Source organism: Metabacillus sp. Hm71, from assembly GCF_051842955.2.
Taxonomy (GTDB): Bacteria; Bacillota; Bacilli; order Bacillales; family Bacillaceae; genus Metabacillus.
This window is the reverse complement of sequence record NZ_CM200278.1, coordinates 4,696,786-4,713,483: the sequence shown is the minus strand read 5'-3', so window position 1 is coordinate 4,713,483 and position 16,698 is coordinate 4,696,786. Positions and strand designations below refer to the sequence as shown.

The 16,698-nt window shown below is 37.1% G+C and carries 17 protein-coding genes; 8 read left to right on the top strand and 9 right to left on the bottom strand.

Annotation, left to right across the window (positions count from 1 at the left end; genetic code table 11):
• The first annotated feature begins 96 nt into the window (after positions 1 to 96).
• A complete protein-coding gene (locus ACSVDH_RS23215) occupies positions 97 to 1,449 on the top strand; it encodes a glucose-6-phosphate isomerase (RefSeq protein WP_299087313.1) in 1,353 nt (450 codons plus the stop codon).
• Between the two features lie 374 nt (positions 1,450 to 1,823).
• Here ACSVDH_RS23215 and ACSVDH_RS23210 read toward each other — a convergent pair whose 3' ends face one another.
• Positions 1,824 to 2,114 carry a hypothetical protein gene (locus ACSVDH_RS23210; protein WP_439251672.1) on the bottom strand — a complete coding sequence of 97 codons (291 nt, stop codon included), beginning with the start codon at positions 2,112 to 2,114 and terminating at the stop codon, positions 1,824 to 1,826.
• Between the two features lie 153 nt (positions 2,115 to 2,267).
• Here ACSVDH_RS23210 and ACSVDH_RS23205 point away from each other — a divergent pair, with 153 nt between their 5' ends.
• The gene (locus ACSVDH_RS23205; RefSeq protein WP_439251673.1) at positions 2,268 to 3,353 is read left to right on the top strand and encodes a CotH kinase family protein; all 1,086 of its coding nucleotides are present in this window, start codon (positions 2,268 to 2,270) and stop codon (positions 3,351 to 3,353) included.
• A gap of 480 nt (positions 3,354 to 3,833) precedes the next feature.
• Here the strand turns inward: ACSVDH_RS23205 and ACSVDH_RS23200 are convergent, their stop codons facing one another.
• Entirely contained in the window at positions 3,834 to 4,661 is an 828-nt protein-coding gene (locus tag ACSVDH_RS23200) for a UTP--glucose-1-phosphate uridylyltransferase (RefSeq protein ID WP_439251674.1), read from the bottom strand.
• Between the two features lie 327 nt (positions 4,662 to 4,988).
• On the opposite strand from ACSVDH_RS23200, the gene ACSVDH_RS23195 reads away from it, so the two are divergent.
• The 3 genes from ACSVDH_RS23195 to ACSVDH_RS23185 are packed head-to-tail and all read left to right on the top strand — an operon-like array spanning position 4,989 to position 8,412.
• Positions 4,989 to 6,272, top strand: a complete 1,284-nt coding sequence (locus ACSVDH_RS23195) for a UDP-glucose dehydrogenase family protein (RefSeq protein WP_439251874.1) — start codon at positions 4,989 to 4,991, stop codon at positions 6,270 to 6,272.
• Entirely contained in the window at positions 6,269 to 7,222 is a 954-nt protein-coding gene (locus ACSVDH_RS23190; RefSeq protein WP_439251675.1) for an NAD-dependent epimerase/dehydratase family protein, read from the top strand. Before ACSVDH_RS23195 ends, ACSVDH_RS23190 begins: the two co-directional genes overlap by 4 nt.
• On the top strand, positions 7,222 to 8,412 hold the full coding sequence (locus tag ACSVDH_RS23185; protein WP_439251676.1) for a glycosyltransferase family 4 protein: 1,191 nt from the start codon (positions 7,222 to 7,224) through the stop codon (positions 8,410 to 8,412). Before ACSVDH_RS23190 ends, ACSVDH_RS23185 begins: the two co-directional genes overlap by 1 nt.
• 467 nt (positions 8,413 to 8,879) lie before the next feature.
• Here the strand turns inward: ACSVDH_RS23185 and ACSVDH_RS23180 are convergent, their stop codons facing one another.
• Complete coding sequence (locus ACSVDH_RS23180) at positions 8,880 to 10,280, bottom strand: glycosyltransferase family 4 protein (RefSeq protein ID WP_439251677.1); 1,401 nt, start codon at positions 10,278 to 10,280, stop codon at positions 8,880 to 8,882.
• Positions 10,277 to 11,374: a CotS family spore coat protein gene (locus ACSVDH_RS23175; protein WP_439251678.1), complete on the bottom strand. Its 1,098-nt coding sequence runs from the start codon at positions 11,372 to 11,374 to the stop codon at positions 10,277 to 10,279. Before ACSVDH_RS23175 ends, ACSVDH_RS23180 begins: the two co-directional genes overlap by 4 nt.
• A 352-nt stretch (positions 11,375 to 11,726) precedes the next feature.
• Here ACSVDH_RS23175 and ACSVDH_RS23170 point away from each other — a divergent pair, with 352 nt between their 5' ends.
• The gene (locus ACSVDH_RS23170; RefSeq protein WP_299087297.1) at positions 11,727 to 12,131 is read left to right on the top strand and encodes a YugN-like family protein; all 405 of its coding nucleotides are present in this window, start codon (positions 11,727 to 11,729) and stop codon (positions 12,129 to 12,131) included.
• On the opposite strand, the gene ACSVDH_RS23165 is transcribed toward ACSVDH_RS23170, so the two are convergent.
• Positions 12,128 to 13,123, bottom strand: a complete 996-nt coding sequence (locus ACSVDH_RS23165; protein WP_439251679.1) for a potassium channel family protein — start codon at positions 13,121 to 13,123, stop codon at positions 12,128 to 12,130. The two genes, ACSVDH_RS23170 and ACSVDH_RS23165, sit on opposite strands and share 4 nt — an antisense overlap.
• Positions 13,124 to 13,128: 5 nt before the next feature.
• Positions 13,129 to 13,374 carry a hypothetical protein gene (locus ACSVDH_RS23160; RefSeq protein WP_439251680.1) on the bottom strand — a complete coding sequence of 82 codons (246 nt, stop codon included), beginning with the start codon at positions 13,372 to 13,374 and terminating at the stop codon, positions 13,129 to 13,131.
• 241 nt (positions 13,375 to 13,615) lie between these two features.
• Between ACSVDH_RS23160 and ACSVDH_RS23155 the strand changes: the two genes are divergently transcribed.
• Both ACSVDH_RS23155 and ACSVDH_RS23150 read left to right on the top strand, forming a co-directional pair.
• On the top strand, positions 13,616 to 14,020 hold the full coding sequence (locus ACSVDH_RS23155) for a secondary thiamine-phosphate synthase enzyme YjbQ (protein ID WP_439251681.1): 405 nt from the start codon (positions 13,616 to 13,618) through the stop codon (positions 14,018 to 14,020).
• A gap of 79 nt (positions 14,021 to 14,099) precedes the next feature.
• Positions 14,100 to 14,330: a DUF2651 family protein gene (locus ACSVDH_RS23150; protein WP_439251682.1), complete on the top strand. Its 231-nt coding sequence runs from the start codon at positions 14,100 to 14,102 to the stop codon at positions 14,328 to 14,330.
• Between the two features lie 260 nt (positions 14,331 to 14,590).
• Here the strand turns inward: ACSVDH_RS23150 and ACSVDH_RS23145 are convergent, their stop codons facing one another.
• From ACSVDH_RS23145 to ACSVDH_RS23135, 3 genes are all read right to left on the bottom strand, one after another.
• Positions 14,591 to 15,415, bottom strand: coding sequence for a protein-glutamine gamma-glutamyltransferase (locus tag ACSVDH_RS23145; RefSeq protein ID WP_439251683.1), 825 nt, complete (start codon positions 15,413 to 15,415; stop codon positions 14,591 to 14,593).
• Positions 15,416 to 15,487: 72 nt separating this feature from the next.
• Positions 15,488 to 16,285, bottom strand: coding sequence for an MBL fold metallo-hydrolase (locus ACSVDH_RS23140; RefSeq protein WP_299087571.1), 798 nt, complete (start codon positions 16,283 to 16,285; stop codon positions 15,488 to 15,490).
• A 163-nt stretch (positions 16,286 to 16,448) separates the two neighbouring features.
• Positions 16,449 to 16,649: a hypothetical protein gene (locus ACSVDH_RS23135; RefSeq protein ID WP_439251684.1), complete on the bottom strand. Its 201-nt coding sequence runs from the start codon at positions 16,647 to 16,649 to the stop codon at positions 16,449 to 16,451.
• Between the last annotated feature and the right edge of the window lie 49 nt (positions 16,650 to 16,698).

The window sequence follows — 16,698 nt, the reverse complement described above, 5'->3', positions numbered from 1 at the left end:
TACGCTTACATCGGAAGCTTGGCTTGATTTACCTCTTTAGTTTAGATAAAGTGATAATAGCTATAATTATTTTGATGAATATTGGAGGAAAATGGTATGACACATGTACGCTTTGATTACTCAAATGCACTTTCTTTTTTTAATGAGCATGAACTTACATACTTGCGTGACTTTGTGAAAGTTGCACATCATTCAATTCATGAACAAACAGGTGCTGGAAGCGACTTTTTAGGATGGGTTGATCTGCCTAAAAATTATGATAAGGAAGAGTTTTCCCGCATTCAAAAAAGTGCTGAAAAGATCAAATCTGATTCAGATGTTCTTTTAGTAATCGGGATCGGCGGTTCTTACTTAGGAGCACGCGCAGCAATCGAAATGCTGAACCATTCTTTCTACAATTCTTTATCTAAAGAGCAAAGAAACGCTCCTCAAGTGATCTTCGTTGGAAACAATATTAGCTCTACATATATGAAGGATGTTCAAGATCTACTTGAAGGCAAAGATTTCTCAATTAACGTTATTTCTAAATCTGGTACAACAACTGAGCCTGCGCTTGCATTCCGTATCTTTAGAAAGCTTCTTGAAGAGAAATACGGAAAAGCAGAAGCGAAGCAGCGTATTTATGCAACAACAGATAAAGCGCGCGGCGCATTAAAAACTCTAGCAACAGAAGAAGGCTACGAATCATTCATTATTCCTGATGATGTTGGCGGTCGTTATTCAGTTCTTACTGCTGTTGGTTTATTGCCAATTGCGGCAACAGGTGTTGACATTGAAGCTATGATGAAAGGTGCAGCAGCTGCAAGTGAGGACTTCGGTAAATCTGAGCTAGAAGAAAACCCTGCATATCAATATGCGGCAGTTCGCAATGTCCTTTACAACAAAGGGAAAACAATCGAAATGCTTATTAACTATGAGCCAGGGCTTCAATATTTCTCTGAATGGTGGAAGCAATTATTTGGTGAAAGTGAAGGGAAAGATCAAAAAGGCATCTATCCTTCATCTGCAAACTTCTCAACAGACTTGCATTCACTTGGACAATATGTTCAAGAAGGACGTCGTGACATTTTTGAGACAGTTATCAATGTAGAAACTCCACGTCATGAGCTAATTGTTGAGGCAGAAGAAAGCGATTTAGACGGCTTAAACTACCTAGCAGGAAAATCTGTTGATTTTGTTAACAAAAAAGCATTCCAAGGTACAATGTTAGCTCACACAGATGGCGGAGTACCAAATTTAGTTGTATCCATTCCTAAAATGGACGAGTATACATTTGGCTATTTAGCGTACTTCTTCGAAAAAGCTTGTGCAATGAGCGGCTATCTGCTTGGAGTAAATCCATTTGACCAACCAGGTGTTGAAGCTTATAAAGTAAACATGTTTGCGTTACTAGGCAAACCAGGCTTTGAAGAGAAAAAGGCTGAATTAGAGAGCCGTCTGGAGAAATAAGGGTTTTCCCACTAAAAATAGTATATTTTAAAACTGAATTTAAGCTTTAATTATATGGATAAAATAATGATGTGACCATATTTAGTTAAAATTGGTCACATCAGCCATATGATTTGCAAATTTTTCAATTGATTTAGATTTCATTTCCTGACAACTAAAGTTATAAATTAACAAAATAATAAATCGAATAAATAACATTAAATAAGCGTTTTCAATTACAAAACTTCCAAATGGAATGTCAATTCAGTGTGAAACATTAGATAACTTTTTCGAGATTGTTATTGTTAACATATTTAGATATCGCGAAAGTATATTTATTGAAGGGTACCATTTTTATTTCAGGTTTATTCCGAAGCATAAACAGGATCGCATTATCAATCAGAGCCGGAACCAGAGCCGGAACCAGAGCCAGAACCTGAACCAGAGCCGGAACCAGAACCAGAGCCGGAGCCAGAGCCGGAACCAGAGCCGGAACCAGAACCAGAGCCGGAACCAGAGCCAGAACCAGAACCAGAGCCGGAACCAGAGCCAGAACCAGAGCCGGAACCAGAACCAGAGCCAGAATGTTTACCATTAGCTTTTGATCCTGGGTTTCTACTTAGGAATTCTTCATTTCCAGCATCTTTTGCCTTTTTAAGTATCTTTTTTATCTCTTCTCTTCCCATCTATAAAACCACCTTTCAACAATGATCCTTAATAAATAAGGTAGTGTATTTTATGAAATATTTTTTAATTGGTTCTAAACTAGTTAATTAATTTATTATCAAACGCCCTATTTTTTCATATGATAGTGAGAAAAGTGGGAGGCAATGATGTAGATGCAGAAAAATACTATACCTACATTAAGTATTTCTATTCAACCCAAACTTCTTGAATTTTTAGAAGGAAATGTTTGGCATGAAGAACCTATTCCTTCAAAATTAGTTGCAAACAATACTTCATATGATATTGGTATTACTTATCGTGGAAATCACACTCGAAAATTTAGTAAAAAATCTTATAAAATCGACTTTGGAACATTTAATGAGGAATTTGCAGCGCGTGAAGTTCACCTTAATGCAGAATATTGTGATCCTTCTTTTATTCGAAATAAGCTATCTTTTGATTTTTTTAAGCAAATAGGGAGTATTTCACCTGATTGCAGGTATGTTTTAATTGAGGTTAATGGAATGCCTTCAGGAATTTACTTGCAGCTTGAATCTGTCGATGATTTGTTTTTGCAAAAAAGACAGCTCTTATATGGACCTATTTATTATGCAACGAATCATCAAACTAACTTTTCTTTATTAACCACGAAGGGAGAGCCCAAAGCTTCACTTATTTCAGGGTATTTGCGCAAATTAGGAAATGATGAGGATGACCTTGATTTAGAAAGTCTAATAATAAAAATCAATACGATTCCGCGATTTGATTTTGGCAAAGAAATTGTAAAGTACTTGGATGTCAAAAAATATTTAATTTGGCTTTGTGGTGTGGTTTGTACACAGAACTATGATGCATTCATTCAAAATTACGCCCTTTATCGAAATGGTGAAACAGGGTTGTACGAAATGATTCCATGGGATTTTGATGCAACCTTTGGAAGGAATTGGAATGGAGGGGTTATGAAGTTTAATCGGGTGCCCATAGAAGGATATAATACACTCACTGCACGACTTCTTGATGTAAAGGAATTCCGCGTTCAATATCGCTTACTCCTAGAAGAAATATTAGACAAATATTTTACAGTTTCGGAATTTGAACCCCGAATTACAAATTTCCACAAGCTATTGCGCCCCTATATATCATTAGATCCTTATAAAAAGAATACCATTGAGTTATTTGATCAAGAGCCAGAATTTATCCTGGAATTTATTTCGAATCGTAATGATTATCTTAGAAAACATCTTAATAATCTGAAATAAAAGGGAAAAAGTACTAAAATATAATGCAAAAAGCTCTCAGCATTTTCATACACCAGAATTTATATATTTTCTTAACATAGCTTGCGTTTCTAAATCTAGCTCCAGGCGCCATCGGCGAAGCACAGGACGTGCAAGTGCAGTTAAGAGATAAGGACGTCGCGTTTTTAACGCCTCTAGGGTCTAGTCAAACAGGAATTGAAGGTAAAGAACACCTTCTATTCCTGTTCGCCTTATGCTTGTCGCCGAATGCTAAGCGCCTTGCGCTTTTTTTATGTTGGGAGTAATTTTAGTGTGCCGGGAATGTTTATCAACTTGGTTGTGAGAGTCATTATGTGTGTGGGGGATACGAACAATTAGATGAAGGCAAGGGTGCCCCCTCGGTAACGAGGAATCTGAAGGCAACCCTGGGGACAAATCATCTGTCTGAGGTACACGAAGCAAATTTGAAGCTCACTGTTATAGGACGAGTTATCCTTTTGTCTATTCATCCTCTTGCTCTGATTTGCTCATTACTTTTTGGAGTAGCTTGAAATATCCTTCTTCCGTACCAATGTCATAACGTTTGCTGGAGACTTCCACTCCGTAGCACTTTTCTAGCTTTAAAAATTCTTTTATTGAATCGGTCAGTTGAACTTCTCCTCCAACTCCTTTGTGTCCCTTTTCTAAATATGAAAAAATAGATGGTTCAAAAATGTACCTCCCGCTTACCGCCAAATTAGATGGGGGATTGGAACGAGGTTTTTCTACAATATCATAAATCTCATAGATATTATCTTTTATATCAATTCCTTTTACTACCCCATAGTTCTTTAATAATTTTTCATTTACTTTTTCTAGGGCAATTACTGTAGATTGATAATTTTTATATACGTCTAAAAGCTCTCGTAAAGCTGGCTGATCATTTTTTAGAAATATATCATCAGGAAGAAGAACAGCAAATGGATCTTTATTAGCAAATCCCTTGCCTAAAAGTATCGCCGCACCTAGTCCATCTGCAAAGGGTTGGCGTATATATTGAATAGAAATAGCAGGCTCCACGATTTTTTTCAATAAATGATGCTTCCCTGTCTTTTCTAAAAAAGCTTCATATTCTAGTGAGCGGTCAAAATAATCTAAAATCATATTTTTAGTACGGGATACCACAATTAAGATTTCTTCAATTCCTGATTCTATGGCTTCTTCAACAATATATTGTATGGCTGGTTTACCTGCAACGGGAAACATTTCTTTTGGAACTACCTTTGTTATTGGTAAACTTCTCGTTCCATAACCTGCAGCAGGAATGATTGCTTTTTTTACTGTCTTCATCATAAACCTCTCCTCTTCACTTTCTATATTTTAATCTATAATATTTACTTGGTAATTTGTCCGATCAGAAAAGGTGAGAAAGTATAATTTTTTACTTAGTATTGGTATCTATCTGCAGGGTCTAGCCAATTTATAATTGAAGGCAAAGAACGCCTTCTATTCATTAGCGTCTTATTTGTCTTAGGCTGATCAAGGCGCTTGCGCTTTCCTTATTTTTGCACCCATTTAATTCTAAATACTTAACCCACTTTCACGTTTTGTATAAAGCTAAATAAGATATTAGTATATTGAATGTTTCTAACATATAGCCAATGAGGGTTGATAATGATGAAAATATGTGTCATTGGTACAGGGTATGTTGGTTTAACTACTGGTGCTGTGTTGGCGGACTTAGGTCATGAGGTTCACTGTGTTGATAAGAATAAATTGAAAATAGAGAAATTACTGGAGGGGGAAATCCCCATCTATGAACCAGGATTAAAGAAACTGATTGTCCGAAATAAAAAAAGGGGTCTCCTTCATTTTTCAACTGATATTCAGGGCGTGATGAAAGACTGCCCAATCCTTTACATCACAGTCGGTACTCCCACAAATAAGGATGGAAGTCAAAACCTGACTGCCATTATAGAAGTCATAAACACCATAGTACAGACGACGATAACCTCCCATAAAACCATAATCACTAAAAGTACGGTATTACCAGGAACAAATGAATGGATACATCAGTCTTTAATAGAAAAAGGTATTGACTCTAGTATGTTTGACGTTGTATCCAACCCTGAGTTTCTTAGAGAAGGAAATGCTGTATTTGATATGATGAATCCCGATAAAATTGTGTTGGGTGCAAGAAGAACGAAACCTATTGAAATAGTAAAAACGCTGTATGAGAAGCTGCATGCCCCTTATATTATTACTTCATTAACGGGTGCAGAGATGATTAAATATGCCAGTAATGCCTTTTTGGCAACAAAAATATCATTCATTAATGAAATGGCACGTATTTGTGACGCCTATAATGTAGAAATATCCCATATTGCAAATGCGTTAGGAACGGACAAAAGAATTGGTCCTTATTTTCTTAATGCCGGATTAGGCTATGGTGGATCTTGTTTTCCAAAAGATGTGCGGGCATTAGAATATGCTGCCAAACAGAAAAATATTGTTCCTGAGATGTTAATGGCTGTTCAAAATGTGAATGACTCTCAAATTGATTTATATATTGATAAACTAGTGAATAAATTAACAAGCCTCGATGGGAAAAAAATGACCGTTTGGGGATTATCCTTTAAGCCTGAAACAGATGATATACGCGAATCAAGATCATTATTATTAATCGATAAATTGCTCGAAAGAGGGGCAGAGATCCATGCCTATGACCCTATTGTCCATTTATTTGAACCTGCCATTACCATTCATCAAGATATGTATGAATCTATTAAAGGAGCAGACGCATTAATTATTGCTACAGAATGGAATCAGTTTAAAACCGTTGATTGGAAAAAGGTAAAGGATTTTATGAAGGGAAATATTTTAGTGGATGGCCGGAATATTATTGACCCTAAAATCGTAACAAGCCATCAATTTCATTATATTGGGGTGGCTAGAAAATGAGAATTATCGTAACGGGAGCTGCTGGGTTTATCGGTTCTCACTTATGCGAAAGGTTATTAAAGGAAGAACAGAATGTAGTTATTGGCATTGATGGCTTTATTGACCCTTCCAAGAAGCAAATTAAATTAAAAAATTTAGAAAATCTTCTGATCCATCCCCGTTTTCAATTTTTCAATCAAAATTTATTAGAAATTGATTGGAGTAAAATTTTTTCTAAAGATGATGTAATATTTCATTTAGCAGCTGTGCCTGGTGTTCGTTCTAGCTGGGGGAACAACTTCCAATTGTATGTAGAAAATAATATACTCGTTACCCAACGACTGTTAGAGGCTTGTAAGAATGTTCCTTTAAAGAAGTTTATTTATGTTTCCACCTCTTCTGTATATGGAGAAAAGGTTGGCATGGTTTCGGAAGATAGTATGCCTTCCCCTCTTTCTCCATATGGAGTAACAAAGCTTACAGGAGAGTATTTATGTAAGGTATACAGTGAAAACGATGGCCTTCCTATCACCATTCTTCGATATTTTACTGTTTATGGACCTAGACAGCGGCCGGATATGGCGTTTCATCGATTTATTGAATGCATGTTAAAGAATAAACCTATTCCAATTTACGGTGATGGGAAACAAACACGTGATTTTACGTTTGTAAGAGATTGTGTAGAAGGAACTGTTGCCGCTCTTTATGCAGAACATACCCTTGGAGAAACAATTAATATCGGTGGCAAGGAACGTAAATCTATATTAGAAGTCATTAAAATATTAGAAGAGATAATGGGGCAAAAAGTAACCCTTGACTTTATTGGGAAAACTCGTGGGGAACCGCGACATACTTGGGCAGATATTTCAAAAGCGGAGAAAATACTTCAATATAAGCCAGTAGTGTCATTAAAAGAGGGGCTACTCCATGAAATAGAGGATTTACTAGTTATTTATAAGGGGGTTGAGTAATGAGACTCGCTTTTATTTGTACAGAAAAGCTCCCTTCTCCTGCCATAAAGGGTGGAGCTATTCAAATGATGATCGACGGTGTAACGCCATTTATCAGTAAAGAATATAATTTTACTATTTTCTCTGTCACCGATCCATCCCTTCCTGAATATGAAGTACGTAGCGGCGTACAATACATTCGATTACCGCCTGAAAATTATGAAGTAAATATTGCTAAAATACTTGCTGAAAAAGCGTTTCACATTGTTCATGTTTTTAACCGACCATTAAGTATCCCCCTTTATAAAAAGGCTTCCCCATCAAGCCAATTTGTTTTAGGACTTCATAATGAAATGCTTTCCGAAAAAAAAGTTTCTCTGGAGAAAGGGAAGGAAATTGTAAACTCTGTGGAAAGAATTGTTACTGTAAGTAATTATATAAAACAAACTGTTTTGGAGCGGTTTCCTGAAGCAGAGTCCAAAATAAAAGTAGTTTACTCAGGAGTAAATTTAATGGAATATCCCCCTGTTTGGTCGCCAGAGGGAGAACAAATTCGCAAGGAATATCGACAAAAATACAATATCGGAGATAAGAAGGTCATATTATTTGTTGGAAGGCTCACAAAAAATAAAGGTCCTCATCTTCTGATATCTGCCTTTAAAGCCATTGCTAAAAGACATCCTAACGCGGTCCTTGTGATTACAGGGGGAAAGTGGTTTAGTGATGATGGGATCAATAAATATATTCGTTATTTAAAGAAATTAGCCCAACCATTAGGAGACAAAGTTATTTTCACGAATTTTATTCCTGCAAAGGAAATTTCGAATATTTTTTTAATGAGTGATATTTTCGTCTGCTCTTCCCAATGGCAAGAACCGTTAGCACGGGTTCACTATGAAGCATTTGCTGCTGGAATTCCAACTATCTCAACTAATAGAGGAGGAAATGCAGAGGTCGTTTCCCATAAAGAAACTGGCTATTTAATAGAGGAGTACGATCAAGTTAGTGAATTTGCAAAGGGAATCCATTTTTATTTGATGAATCCTGTTACAGCAGATAGAATTACAAGAAATGCTAGAAAATTGGTGGAATCAAATTTCCAATTCCATCATGTAGCAAGCCGATTAACCAACGTTTATTCTGAATTGATTCCAAAAATCAAGGAAGATCAATTTCATAAAAAGTTTGGATTGCCGTTATTTCGATTCTGATTCATTTAACAATATTTAGGGTAAGCAAAAAGTTATACCGTACCCTATAGGGTAGACTTTATTTTTATGTCTGCTTTATAGGGTACTTATATGTATAATGATAAAGAAAACTTGGCTAGCGCCATGCCTTAAGTTTGCCGGGGATTGACTAGTTGCCCTTATACTTTAAACTTAAAATTGTCCTCTACGTCGAACTTTTATCTTTGCTGACAATTTATGCTTTCTTAAAGTGTAAAGAAAAATTGGCTAGCGCCATGCCTTAAGGCGCCGGCGATTGCCTAGTTGCATTTATACTTTTTTAACGTAAAAAAATAGTCAAATAGGAATAGAAGGTAAAGAGCACTTTCTATTCCTATTTGACTTATGCTTGTCGTCGAATGCTTAGCGCCTTGTGCTTTTCTTAAAATGTCCTTTCCAAAGGGGAAACTTTAGGTTGCCAGCCAACCTTTTACCCGCCATTCAAAAGGTTAAGATTCAATCGTATTTACCTTGATAGCCATATTTTCTTTATTAAACCATGGCGTTGAAGGAAGAGGGAATTTCTTAATTGGCTTCTTTAGTTTTTCTCGAACTTGCTTCTTCTCTAATGGGGAAGTCTTTTCAGTTGCTGTTTTTTCAGTTAACGGTTGCTTATCTTTCTTTTCGTTAATTATTGAAGGAGTACTAATGTCTTTCTCGTCATGAATTATTGAAGGACTGCTAATGTCAATGTTATTTTTAATTTTATGCTCAATCCCACTCCAAACTTGGGATATATCATCGATGACTCGATTCCAGTTATGATTTTTTTCTGCAATGTGCCGTCCATATTGTCCCATTTCCCTACAGAGGGAAGGACTAGAGAGTAATTTAGATAAGTGTGTGACAAATTCCTGAGGATCGTCTGGTTTCTCAACGATAAACCCATTTTTTCCAATCTCGATTATTTCAGGGTTTCCTCCACGGGCAGTTGTTACGATTGGCAATCCTGCTGCCATTGCTTCATAATGTACCCGGGCTAACGGTTCTTCCCATTGAGAAGGACAAACAAAGATATCTGCAGCAGCGAACCAGTCTTGAATTTGATCTGGCTGCACAAATCCAGTAGTGATCACTGGGATAGGAAGGCGGTCTGCAATCGCTTTAATATAAGAAATGTAATCGGTCATTCGATTATCACTAAAGCCTTTACTTCCCATTAGAACTAAAGCCACATTTGGGTGCTTCTTAGCTAAATCCACCATCGCTCGCAGGAGTACATCTGCCCCCTTGTTCACTGAAAGCCGCCCAGCAAACAAAATAACCTTTTTTGATTCAAGGCCGTGTTTTTGACGCATGGAAGCTCTAATTCTTTTGCCTTTTTCCGAATATGTTGGAACAAATCGATCCAGGTCAACACCAGAATAAATCGTTTGAATTTTAGGTTGGGCATCAGGGTAAAGCTTTACTATTTCTTCTCCAATATAATTACTTATTGTAATAATTTTATCTACTTGATTAATTGCATTCTGAGCTTCTTCAGGATCTATTTTTTCCCTCTTAAACATATCATTGTGCATGCTTAAAATGATACGTGAACTTGGTGCCGCTTCCCGTATCGGTAAAACGAGGCGGGGGCGATTAAAAATGTGAATTAAGTCAAAGGTATTGTTTTTAAGAAAATTTACAACACCCTCCTGATATGTCTCCAATAACCCGCCTGGGACCCTTACATAATGAACACCATCTTTTGTTTCCTTATCTGGTAATGTTTCATCGTCCCTTCCTATTATTGTAATAGTATGGTTTTTTCTTAAGTTTGGAATAGCTCCAGCGATGAATGTTTGGATTGCCCCCCCTTTTACTGGTGGCACTGGGAGTTTTTCCGTACTAACTATTAGTATTTTCACTTCCTATTTCCCCCTCTCCATTCTTTCCGCAATTGCTCAATTATTGGCCATTTTGTCTTATCAATTTCTACGATTCTTTGGACAACAGAATCCAATTCACTATTTAAAGCTATGGTTGGCTCAATCAACATTTCTTTTACATTTTTATAATATAAATTAGGTAATGAAAAATCGATCAATAGAATTTCAAACAAGTCGTCTGTGATAGGGTTCGCCTCATTGTATGCTTCCAGCATTCCTACAATCCAATTGATATCCCACTTTCCTAGATCATCCATAGAGCCGGTAATGAGCTTGCGTAAATCTCGAATAGGAATATCATACGCTACTCCATCAAGGTCGATGATCCACATGCCGCCTGGTCCCATTTGTCCGTTCGACCATCCATAATCCTGATGCACTAATCCCCATTCCTTATTTCCTTTGGAGACCATTTGTTGATATGAGGATTGCTCCAGCATAGTTAATGCTTTTTTTGCTTGCTCCTCAAATATATCTACTGTGTCTAGAATGGTCCTGCTAGCAGGCATTTCTGAATATAGTTTGGCTACATCTTTAAACCAGGTCATTTTTCTAACAATCTTTTTATATGCATTTGGCCATCGAAAAAGTCTTGAAGCATTTTCTGCTCCTTTAGGAGGAACATATCCTTGAGAAAGTTGATGAAATTCGCCAATGGCATTGCTTAGTAGCTTTGCCCCTTCAATATCTGCAGATACTTGATAAAGAGGTTCAATCCAATCAGCAACAAACCAGATTTTCCCTCCCATTTCCACTATATTGCTGCCCGATTTTGTCTTTACAATCGGTGGTACTCTAGCCTTTTTAACATTGACTAAATATTCCTGTGCACCAATGCTAAATAAACTCCTGGATGGTCTCCGATGGAGTATTTTTAAACTTTTAGGCCCCTTGCTCGTATTGATTTTCCATATTAGTCCACCCTTATCCGCCTTTGTTGTAATAACTTCCATGCTGTTCACTTTAAAGTCGTATTGATTAATTACTTGTTGAGCCATTTCCTCTATATATTGTGGAACATATAAATCATCTAATATTTCATCTGAATCCCATGGTGTAATAAGCTGCTCCAAAACTAGTCATTCCTTCCCTGGGTATTTTGTTTTTACATTGTATTCACTTAGTGAAAAATTGGGTGGACATTTGTCCATAGATAAAAATAATTGTCTATAAGTTCATTTGAATTAAAATGAATCTAAAAGTTATCGAGGGAGGATATCGGCGGAATAGAAAATAGAATAGCGGAAGTAAGGTTGATATTGGCAAAATAGAAATAAGAACGGCAGAATTGAGGTTGATATCGACGTAATCGAGCAATGATTAGCGCGAGCGAAAAAGCAGCCCCACTCATTTCAGCACATCTTTAGCTGCAAAAGAATGTTTTTTTATCATTAGGAAAATCTAATGGTAAAAGGGGGTTAAACAATGATCGAGATTGAATCAAGATTAGAAGGGCAAACGATTGAATTGTATGATCTTGAACAAAAGCTGAAGCCTATGGGGTATTCAATTGGCGGCAATTGGGAGTATGATCATGGATACTTTGATTATAAAATTGATTCTCAAAATGGCTATCAATATTTAAGAGTTCCCTTCAAAGCGACAGATGGTCAGCTTGACACACCTAATACGATGGTTGAAATTGGCACACCATTTTTATTATCCCATCGATATCAGGAAGATATGGATGATCATGCGAAAATTGGGAATTTTAGTGCTTCGTTTAATCAGTTCCAGGAGCCGGAAGAAAAGGATGCTGCCTTCCCTGAAAAATATGTTGAGACCGGGAAGGAGCTTGTTAAGCAATTGGAAGCGGAACTGCTTAGTTAGTGTGTAAAAACAATTAATGAATCCAAGGGTTGAATTTCATAGGTGAGGGGGGGATTGACTTTTGTTTCCTCTCCTCTTTTTATTCCAATTAAAATCGATTCTTTTTCAAGAAGCTCATGGCTTGCTTCTTTAAATGTTTTTCCAATTAGCTCATCTGATACTGGCAAGATTTTAAATAAATTTCCACTTGCTGGATTCAGCTCAGAGTAAAACTTAGATAGTCCATTTTTTGCTAAATAGCTGCTCATCATAAAATGGCTAGTTAGCTTATAGGAGCGGATGATTTCATCGGCACCGGCACGATCTGCGTTTTTCGTTTGCAGCTCGGTTAAAATTTCAATTATACAGTACAGACTAGGGTTGATCCCTTTTAATGTTAATAAGACAAGAATGGAATGCATATCTGCATCATGCTCATTTTTATGCTGGTCAGCAGTGATAATGGCCGCATCGGCTTCTAAAATATTTGCTTTCAGTAAGGTTTTATCATGGAGCGGATTTCCGCGTACAAAGTGAACATTTTCAATTAGCGGTGATTCTTTTAAAGAATCATCTACTAAGACAATTTGTTTATACGGTTTTACGGATTGAAGTGACTCGATCATTTCGTTTGCTTTTTCATTCCAGCCAATAATGACAACATGATCTGAGCCTTTAAATGAAATAGTGCCCTCTGCATGTGAATTTTGCCTTTTAATCGCCGCTGCAGAGATGCTGGCAAAATAAGCTGAAACAAAGCTTGCGCCTGCTAAGATCATGATGATCGCTATTCCCCGTCCTAAATAGGTTTCAGGAACATAATCACCAAATCCCACAGTTGAGACCGTCACAACAACCCACCAAATCCCGTCAAACGTTGTAGGAAATTCCTTAGGTTCCACTAGTGAGATGATTTCTCCAAAGACAAGGATCATAAAAAGCACGATTAATGATATTCGGTAATGTATGGGCCATCTCAGCCATTGGATAATTGTTTTGTTCGTTTTGGCCATTGAACTCAACCCTTCTTATTAGGTAAGAATGATAAAACTTCTTTAATAATCGTATTTATTTTTGCTGTGACTTCTTCTTTCCCATAAACTTCGATTGCGTTTTCGATCGTTTTGATGGTTTCCTCTGAGAACTCAATTAATCCTTTATCTTCTTCAGAATCATTATAAAATCCGATAAATGCATCTAAGCCTTCGTTCATCTTATCAATTGCTTCACTAAGCTGCTTTTTTTCCTCTTCACTGACTTTCAAAAAATCACCACACCTTCTCAGCGCTTTCGCTTTTCTTAGTATGCGCACTTCCTAAAATAGCTTGCGAAAATTATACAATTTAATGGTAATGAAAATTAGTCTGCTGGAAAAAATAGCAGGATGGTTTAAAATAAGAAGAGAGATTGTCAACTTTAAATAAACCAATGGGATTATCCGTATTAAATATCTTGCAAAGGGTTTTATCCAATGGAATGTAACTCTGATAAAGGGAGAGACTGACATGTTAAAAAAACAAACGCTGCGTACAAATAAACGCGATGAGATGATTGAGGTAACAGAAGAAGTCCAAGCCTTCGTGAGTGAATTAGGAGTACAAGAAGGGGCTGTCTTAATTTATTGTCCGCACACAACGGCTGGAATAACGATCAATGAAAATGCCGATCCAGATGTAAAACGGGATATGATTAGACGCTTTGATGAAGTCTATCCGTGGAATGTCGTAAAAGACTTGCATGCAGAAGGTAACACGGCAGCGCATATGAAAGCAAGCACTGTTGGGGCATCACAAACAGTAATTATTACGAATGGGAGATTGCTTTTAGGAACATGGCAAGGCATTTACTTTTGTGAATTTGACGGTCCAAGACAAAGAACCTTTTATATAAAATCTTTATCCCAATCTTAATGGGAGTTAATTTGGAATGCTTACTCTATGTTTGATATGTTAATATGATGTATTAGGAAGTGTCAGTATGAGGTGATGTATGGAATTCTTACTAATATTCTTTTTTGTTATAGTCATCTTAGTTTCAATTGCAGGGTTTATGATGACCAAAAAAATCTATGTTGCACCTGCTGTTGTTTTTGTTCTCTTATCATTTATTCTGCTCCTGTTTTTTAACGAAACATTTTTTATTTGGGTGCTCGGATATACATTGTTATCAACGATCATTTCTTTTCTGATGGCGACCATTAAAAAAAAACGGCCTGAATAAATAAAGAGGCTGTCTCAATGGGCCTAATCCATTTTAGACAGCCTTTCTTTGTCGTTTACCAGGAAATTAGATAGCGCTTTGACATCTAGCTCCGAAGCACAGGACGTGCAAGTGCAGTCATGGCGATTAACGTCGCGCTTTTGACTGCCAGCGCCTAGCCCCTCTAGGGTCTAACCAAATTGGAATTGAAGGCAAAAAACGCCTTTTATTCCAATTAGTCTTATTTGCCCTAGGCTGTTCAAGGCACTTGCGCTTTTTTTTTAATCATAATATAAATGTGTGCCAATTCTCCCGACTATTTTTTTGAGTGAGATAAATCGCGGAACATTTCCTTGACGATGACTGTCATTTGCAAATTGATAGAGATAATAATCATCAATTCGAGTCACCTGTGACAGTAAATAGGCTGATATAGTTGCGTTAGGATATCTCCGCTTATTTAAAGCCTCGATAACACCTTCTGCTGTTTTTATACCTATTCCATGAGCAAAATATAGTCCCTTACTTAAATCAATCACATTCTCCCCGCGCCATTGGGGCCTTTTTGGATCAAATTGCGGGTTATTAAAATATAGGCAATCACCGGGAATAAAATCATTTCCCCTTCTTGTATAAATGGGCAGGTCATCATCCGATTGCCAGTCACGTAAGTACATGCCTTGATAGATTCGGTCAAATTGGGTGCGATTTATCGAATCAAGAACGGCTTTATAAAAAATAATTACAATCGCAGTCGCACACTCAAACCCGTACTTGGCGCCATTTTGAAAAATATCATTGATCGCATCGGACGGACGAATTCCGTCTCTAAGCTTAAAGCCTCCTTGCACTGTTAATCTCCAATACCGTTCATTACAACGGGCGTTTTCAAAAGTGGTGAACCTGGCTTCACTAGCAAACAAATCTCTTGATGCCTTAATAATTGAAGAGCGCAAATGAAGGACAAACAGAAAATGATCATTATTCAAAAAGGTATACTTGATTGGATACCGGCCCATACGATCAATCATTTCTCTTTCTTCCTCTGAAAGTGTCGATGTGTGCAATTGATTTTCCTGCACAAAGTTATTTCCTATATAAATCATCTTCTCCCTCCTATCACTAAAGTGTATGTGGAGAGAAGAAAGGTTAGAGATAGGAAACAAAATTGTATGATATCATTTTCTATTTTTCGGAATTTCGGTTTGATCAAAGTGAAGTGCAAGTTTTCTCAGCTCTGTCCTTAACTCATCATTTGCCATTGGCAGTCCATGTCCTGAAATAGCGATTGAGGGCATTAATGCATCTAGTTTTTTGACAGATTCCCATGCATCCTGCCAATCAATCGTGAAGTAGGCTGGCGGGCCATGCATTTCCTGTTTTTGTGTGATGACATCATATAATGATTCCTGTTCAACCAAGGTAAACGCATCTCCAGCAATTAATGCTTGGTCATGCTCTCTGTACAATGAAATGTGACCTGGTGTATGTCCTGGTGTGTGGATATAACGCCAGTCCGGTAAGGAAGGCAGGATACCATCGTTACTTAACAGCTTTAGATGTGAGCTAATATCGATGCTATGTCTTGGAAACTTTTTAGACATTTTTGCGACAAATCCTTCCACTTCTTGGTTTGGCGGCGGATAATCACTTTTTCCGGTTAAATAGGGCGCTTCCAAAGGGTGAGCATAGACCGGTACATCCCATTTATACAGCAAATCAGGTAAAGCACCAACATGATCAAAGTGTCCATGTGTCAGGATGATGCTGCTCAATCTGCAGCCTTCCCCGAATCTTTTTTCCGCTTCGTTTATAATGAATTCACTAGATCCCGGCATTCCGGCATCAATCAAGACAAACTCATTCGTCTCTCTTGGGTTTCCAATAAAACAGAGATTGACAATTTGATCTGATAAACAAAAAACATCTGGAAGAACTTCAATTCCCATTCCACTCGTGATAGAGGTCAATGGCATTTTTTTCACTTTTGACACCCCAAAGCATTTCATTTTCAATATTTTTCCCTGCGAAAAAGTAAAGTATGCCATGTTTAAAAAACGAGAAAGAGGAAGCATTGCTGGATAATACATTGAGGGATACGAGGAAAACTCATTGCTCCTTCAGGAATGTTGAGGGTTTCTATCCTTTGCTTTTCCCTCTATAAATCAAGCCAAAAATAAGTGGTGCTGCAATTGTTACATACAAAAAGGACCAATCCTTATAAATGAAAAAATCAATTGTATAGCCGATTAGCAGGATAACGAAAATGAAAAAAAAGAGCCATGAAAGATCTTGTTGATTTCTCTTGAAAAACTGCTTACGACTGAACAAAAGCTTCATCGTTTTCCCTCCTCATTCCGATTATTGTTTCCTATTATATGCCTATAAT

Bases quoted from the DNA above. Each gene is read 5' to 3' on its own strand.
- ACSVDH_RS23155 (WP_439251681.1), top strand. From the start codon at position 13,616: ATGTTAAAAAAACAAACGCTGCGTACAAATAAACGCGATGAGATGATT.
- ACSVDH_RS23170 (WP_299087297.1), top strand. From the start codon at position 11,727: ATGATCGAGATTGAATCAAGATTAGAAGGGCAAACGATTGAATTGTAT.
- ACSVDH_RS23165 (WP_439251679.1), bottom strand. From the start codon at position 13,123: ATGGCCAAAACGAACAAAACAATTATCCAATGGCTGAGATGGCCCATA.
- ACSVDH_RS23205 (WP_439251673.1), top strand. From the start codon at position 2,268: ATGCAGAAAAATACTATACCTACATTAAGTATTTCTATTCAACCCAAA.
- ACSVDH_RS23195 (WP_439251874.1), top strand. From the start codon at position 4,989: ATGAAAATATGTGTCATTGGTACAGGGTATGTTGGTTTAACTACTGGT.
- ACSVDH_RS23215 (WP_299087313.1), top strand. From the start codon at position 97: ATGACACATGTACGCTTTGATTACTCAAATGCACTTTCTTTTTTTAAT.
- ACSVDH_RS23140 (WP_299087571.1), bottom strand. From the start codon at position 16,285: ATGCCATTGACCTCTATCACGAGTGGAATGGGAATTGAAGTTCTTCCA.
- ACSVDH_RS23145 (WP_439251683.1), bottom strand. From the start codon at position 15,415: ATGATTTATATAGGAAATAACTTTGTGCAGGAAAATCAATTGCACACA.
- ACSVDH_RS23185 (WP_439251676.1), top strand. From the start codon at position 7,222: ATGAGACTCGCTTTTATTTGTACAGAAAAGCTCCCTTCTCCTGCCATA.
- ACSVDH_RS23190 (WP_439251675.1), top strand. From the start codon at position 6,269: ATGAGAATTATCGTAACGGGAGCTGCTGGGTTTATCGGTTCTCACTTA.
- ACSVDH_RS23135 (WP_439251684.1), bottom strand. From the start codon at position 16,649: ATGAAGCTTTTGTTCAGTCGTAAGCAGTTTTTCAAGAGAAATCAACAA.
- ACSVDH_RS23200 (WP_439251674.1), bottom strand. From the start codon at position 4,661: ATGAAGACAGTAAAAAAAGCAATCATTCCTGCTGCAGGTTATGGAACG.
- ACSVDH_RS23210 (WP_439251672.1), bottom strand. From the start codon at position 2,114: ATGGGAAGAGAAGAGATAAAAAAGATACTTAAAAAGGCAAAAGATGCT.
- ACSVDH_RS23150 (WP_439251682.1), top strand. From the start codon at position 14,100: ATGGAATTCTTACTAATATTCTTTTTTGTTATAGTCATCTTAGTTTCA.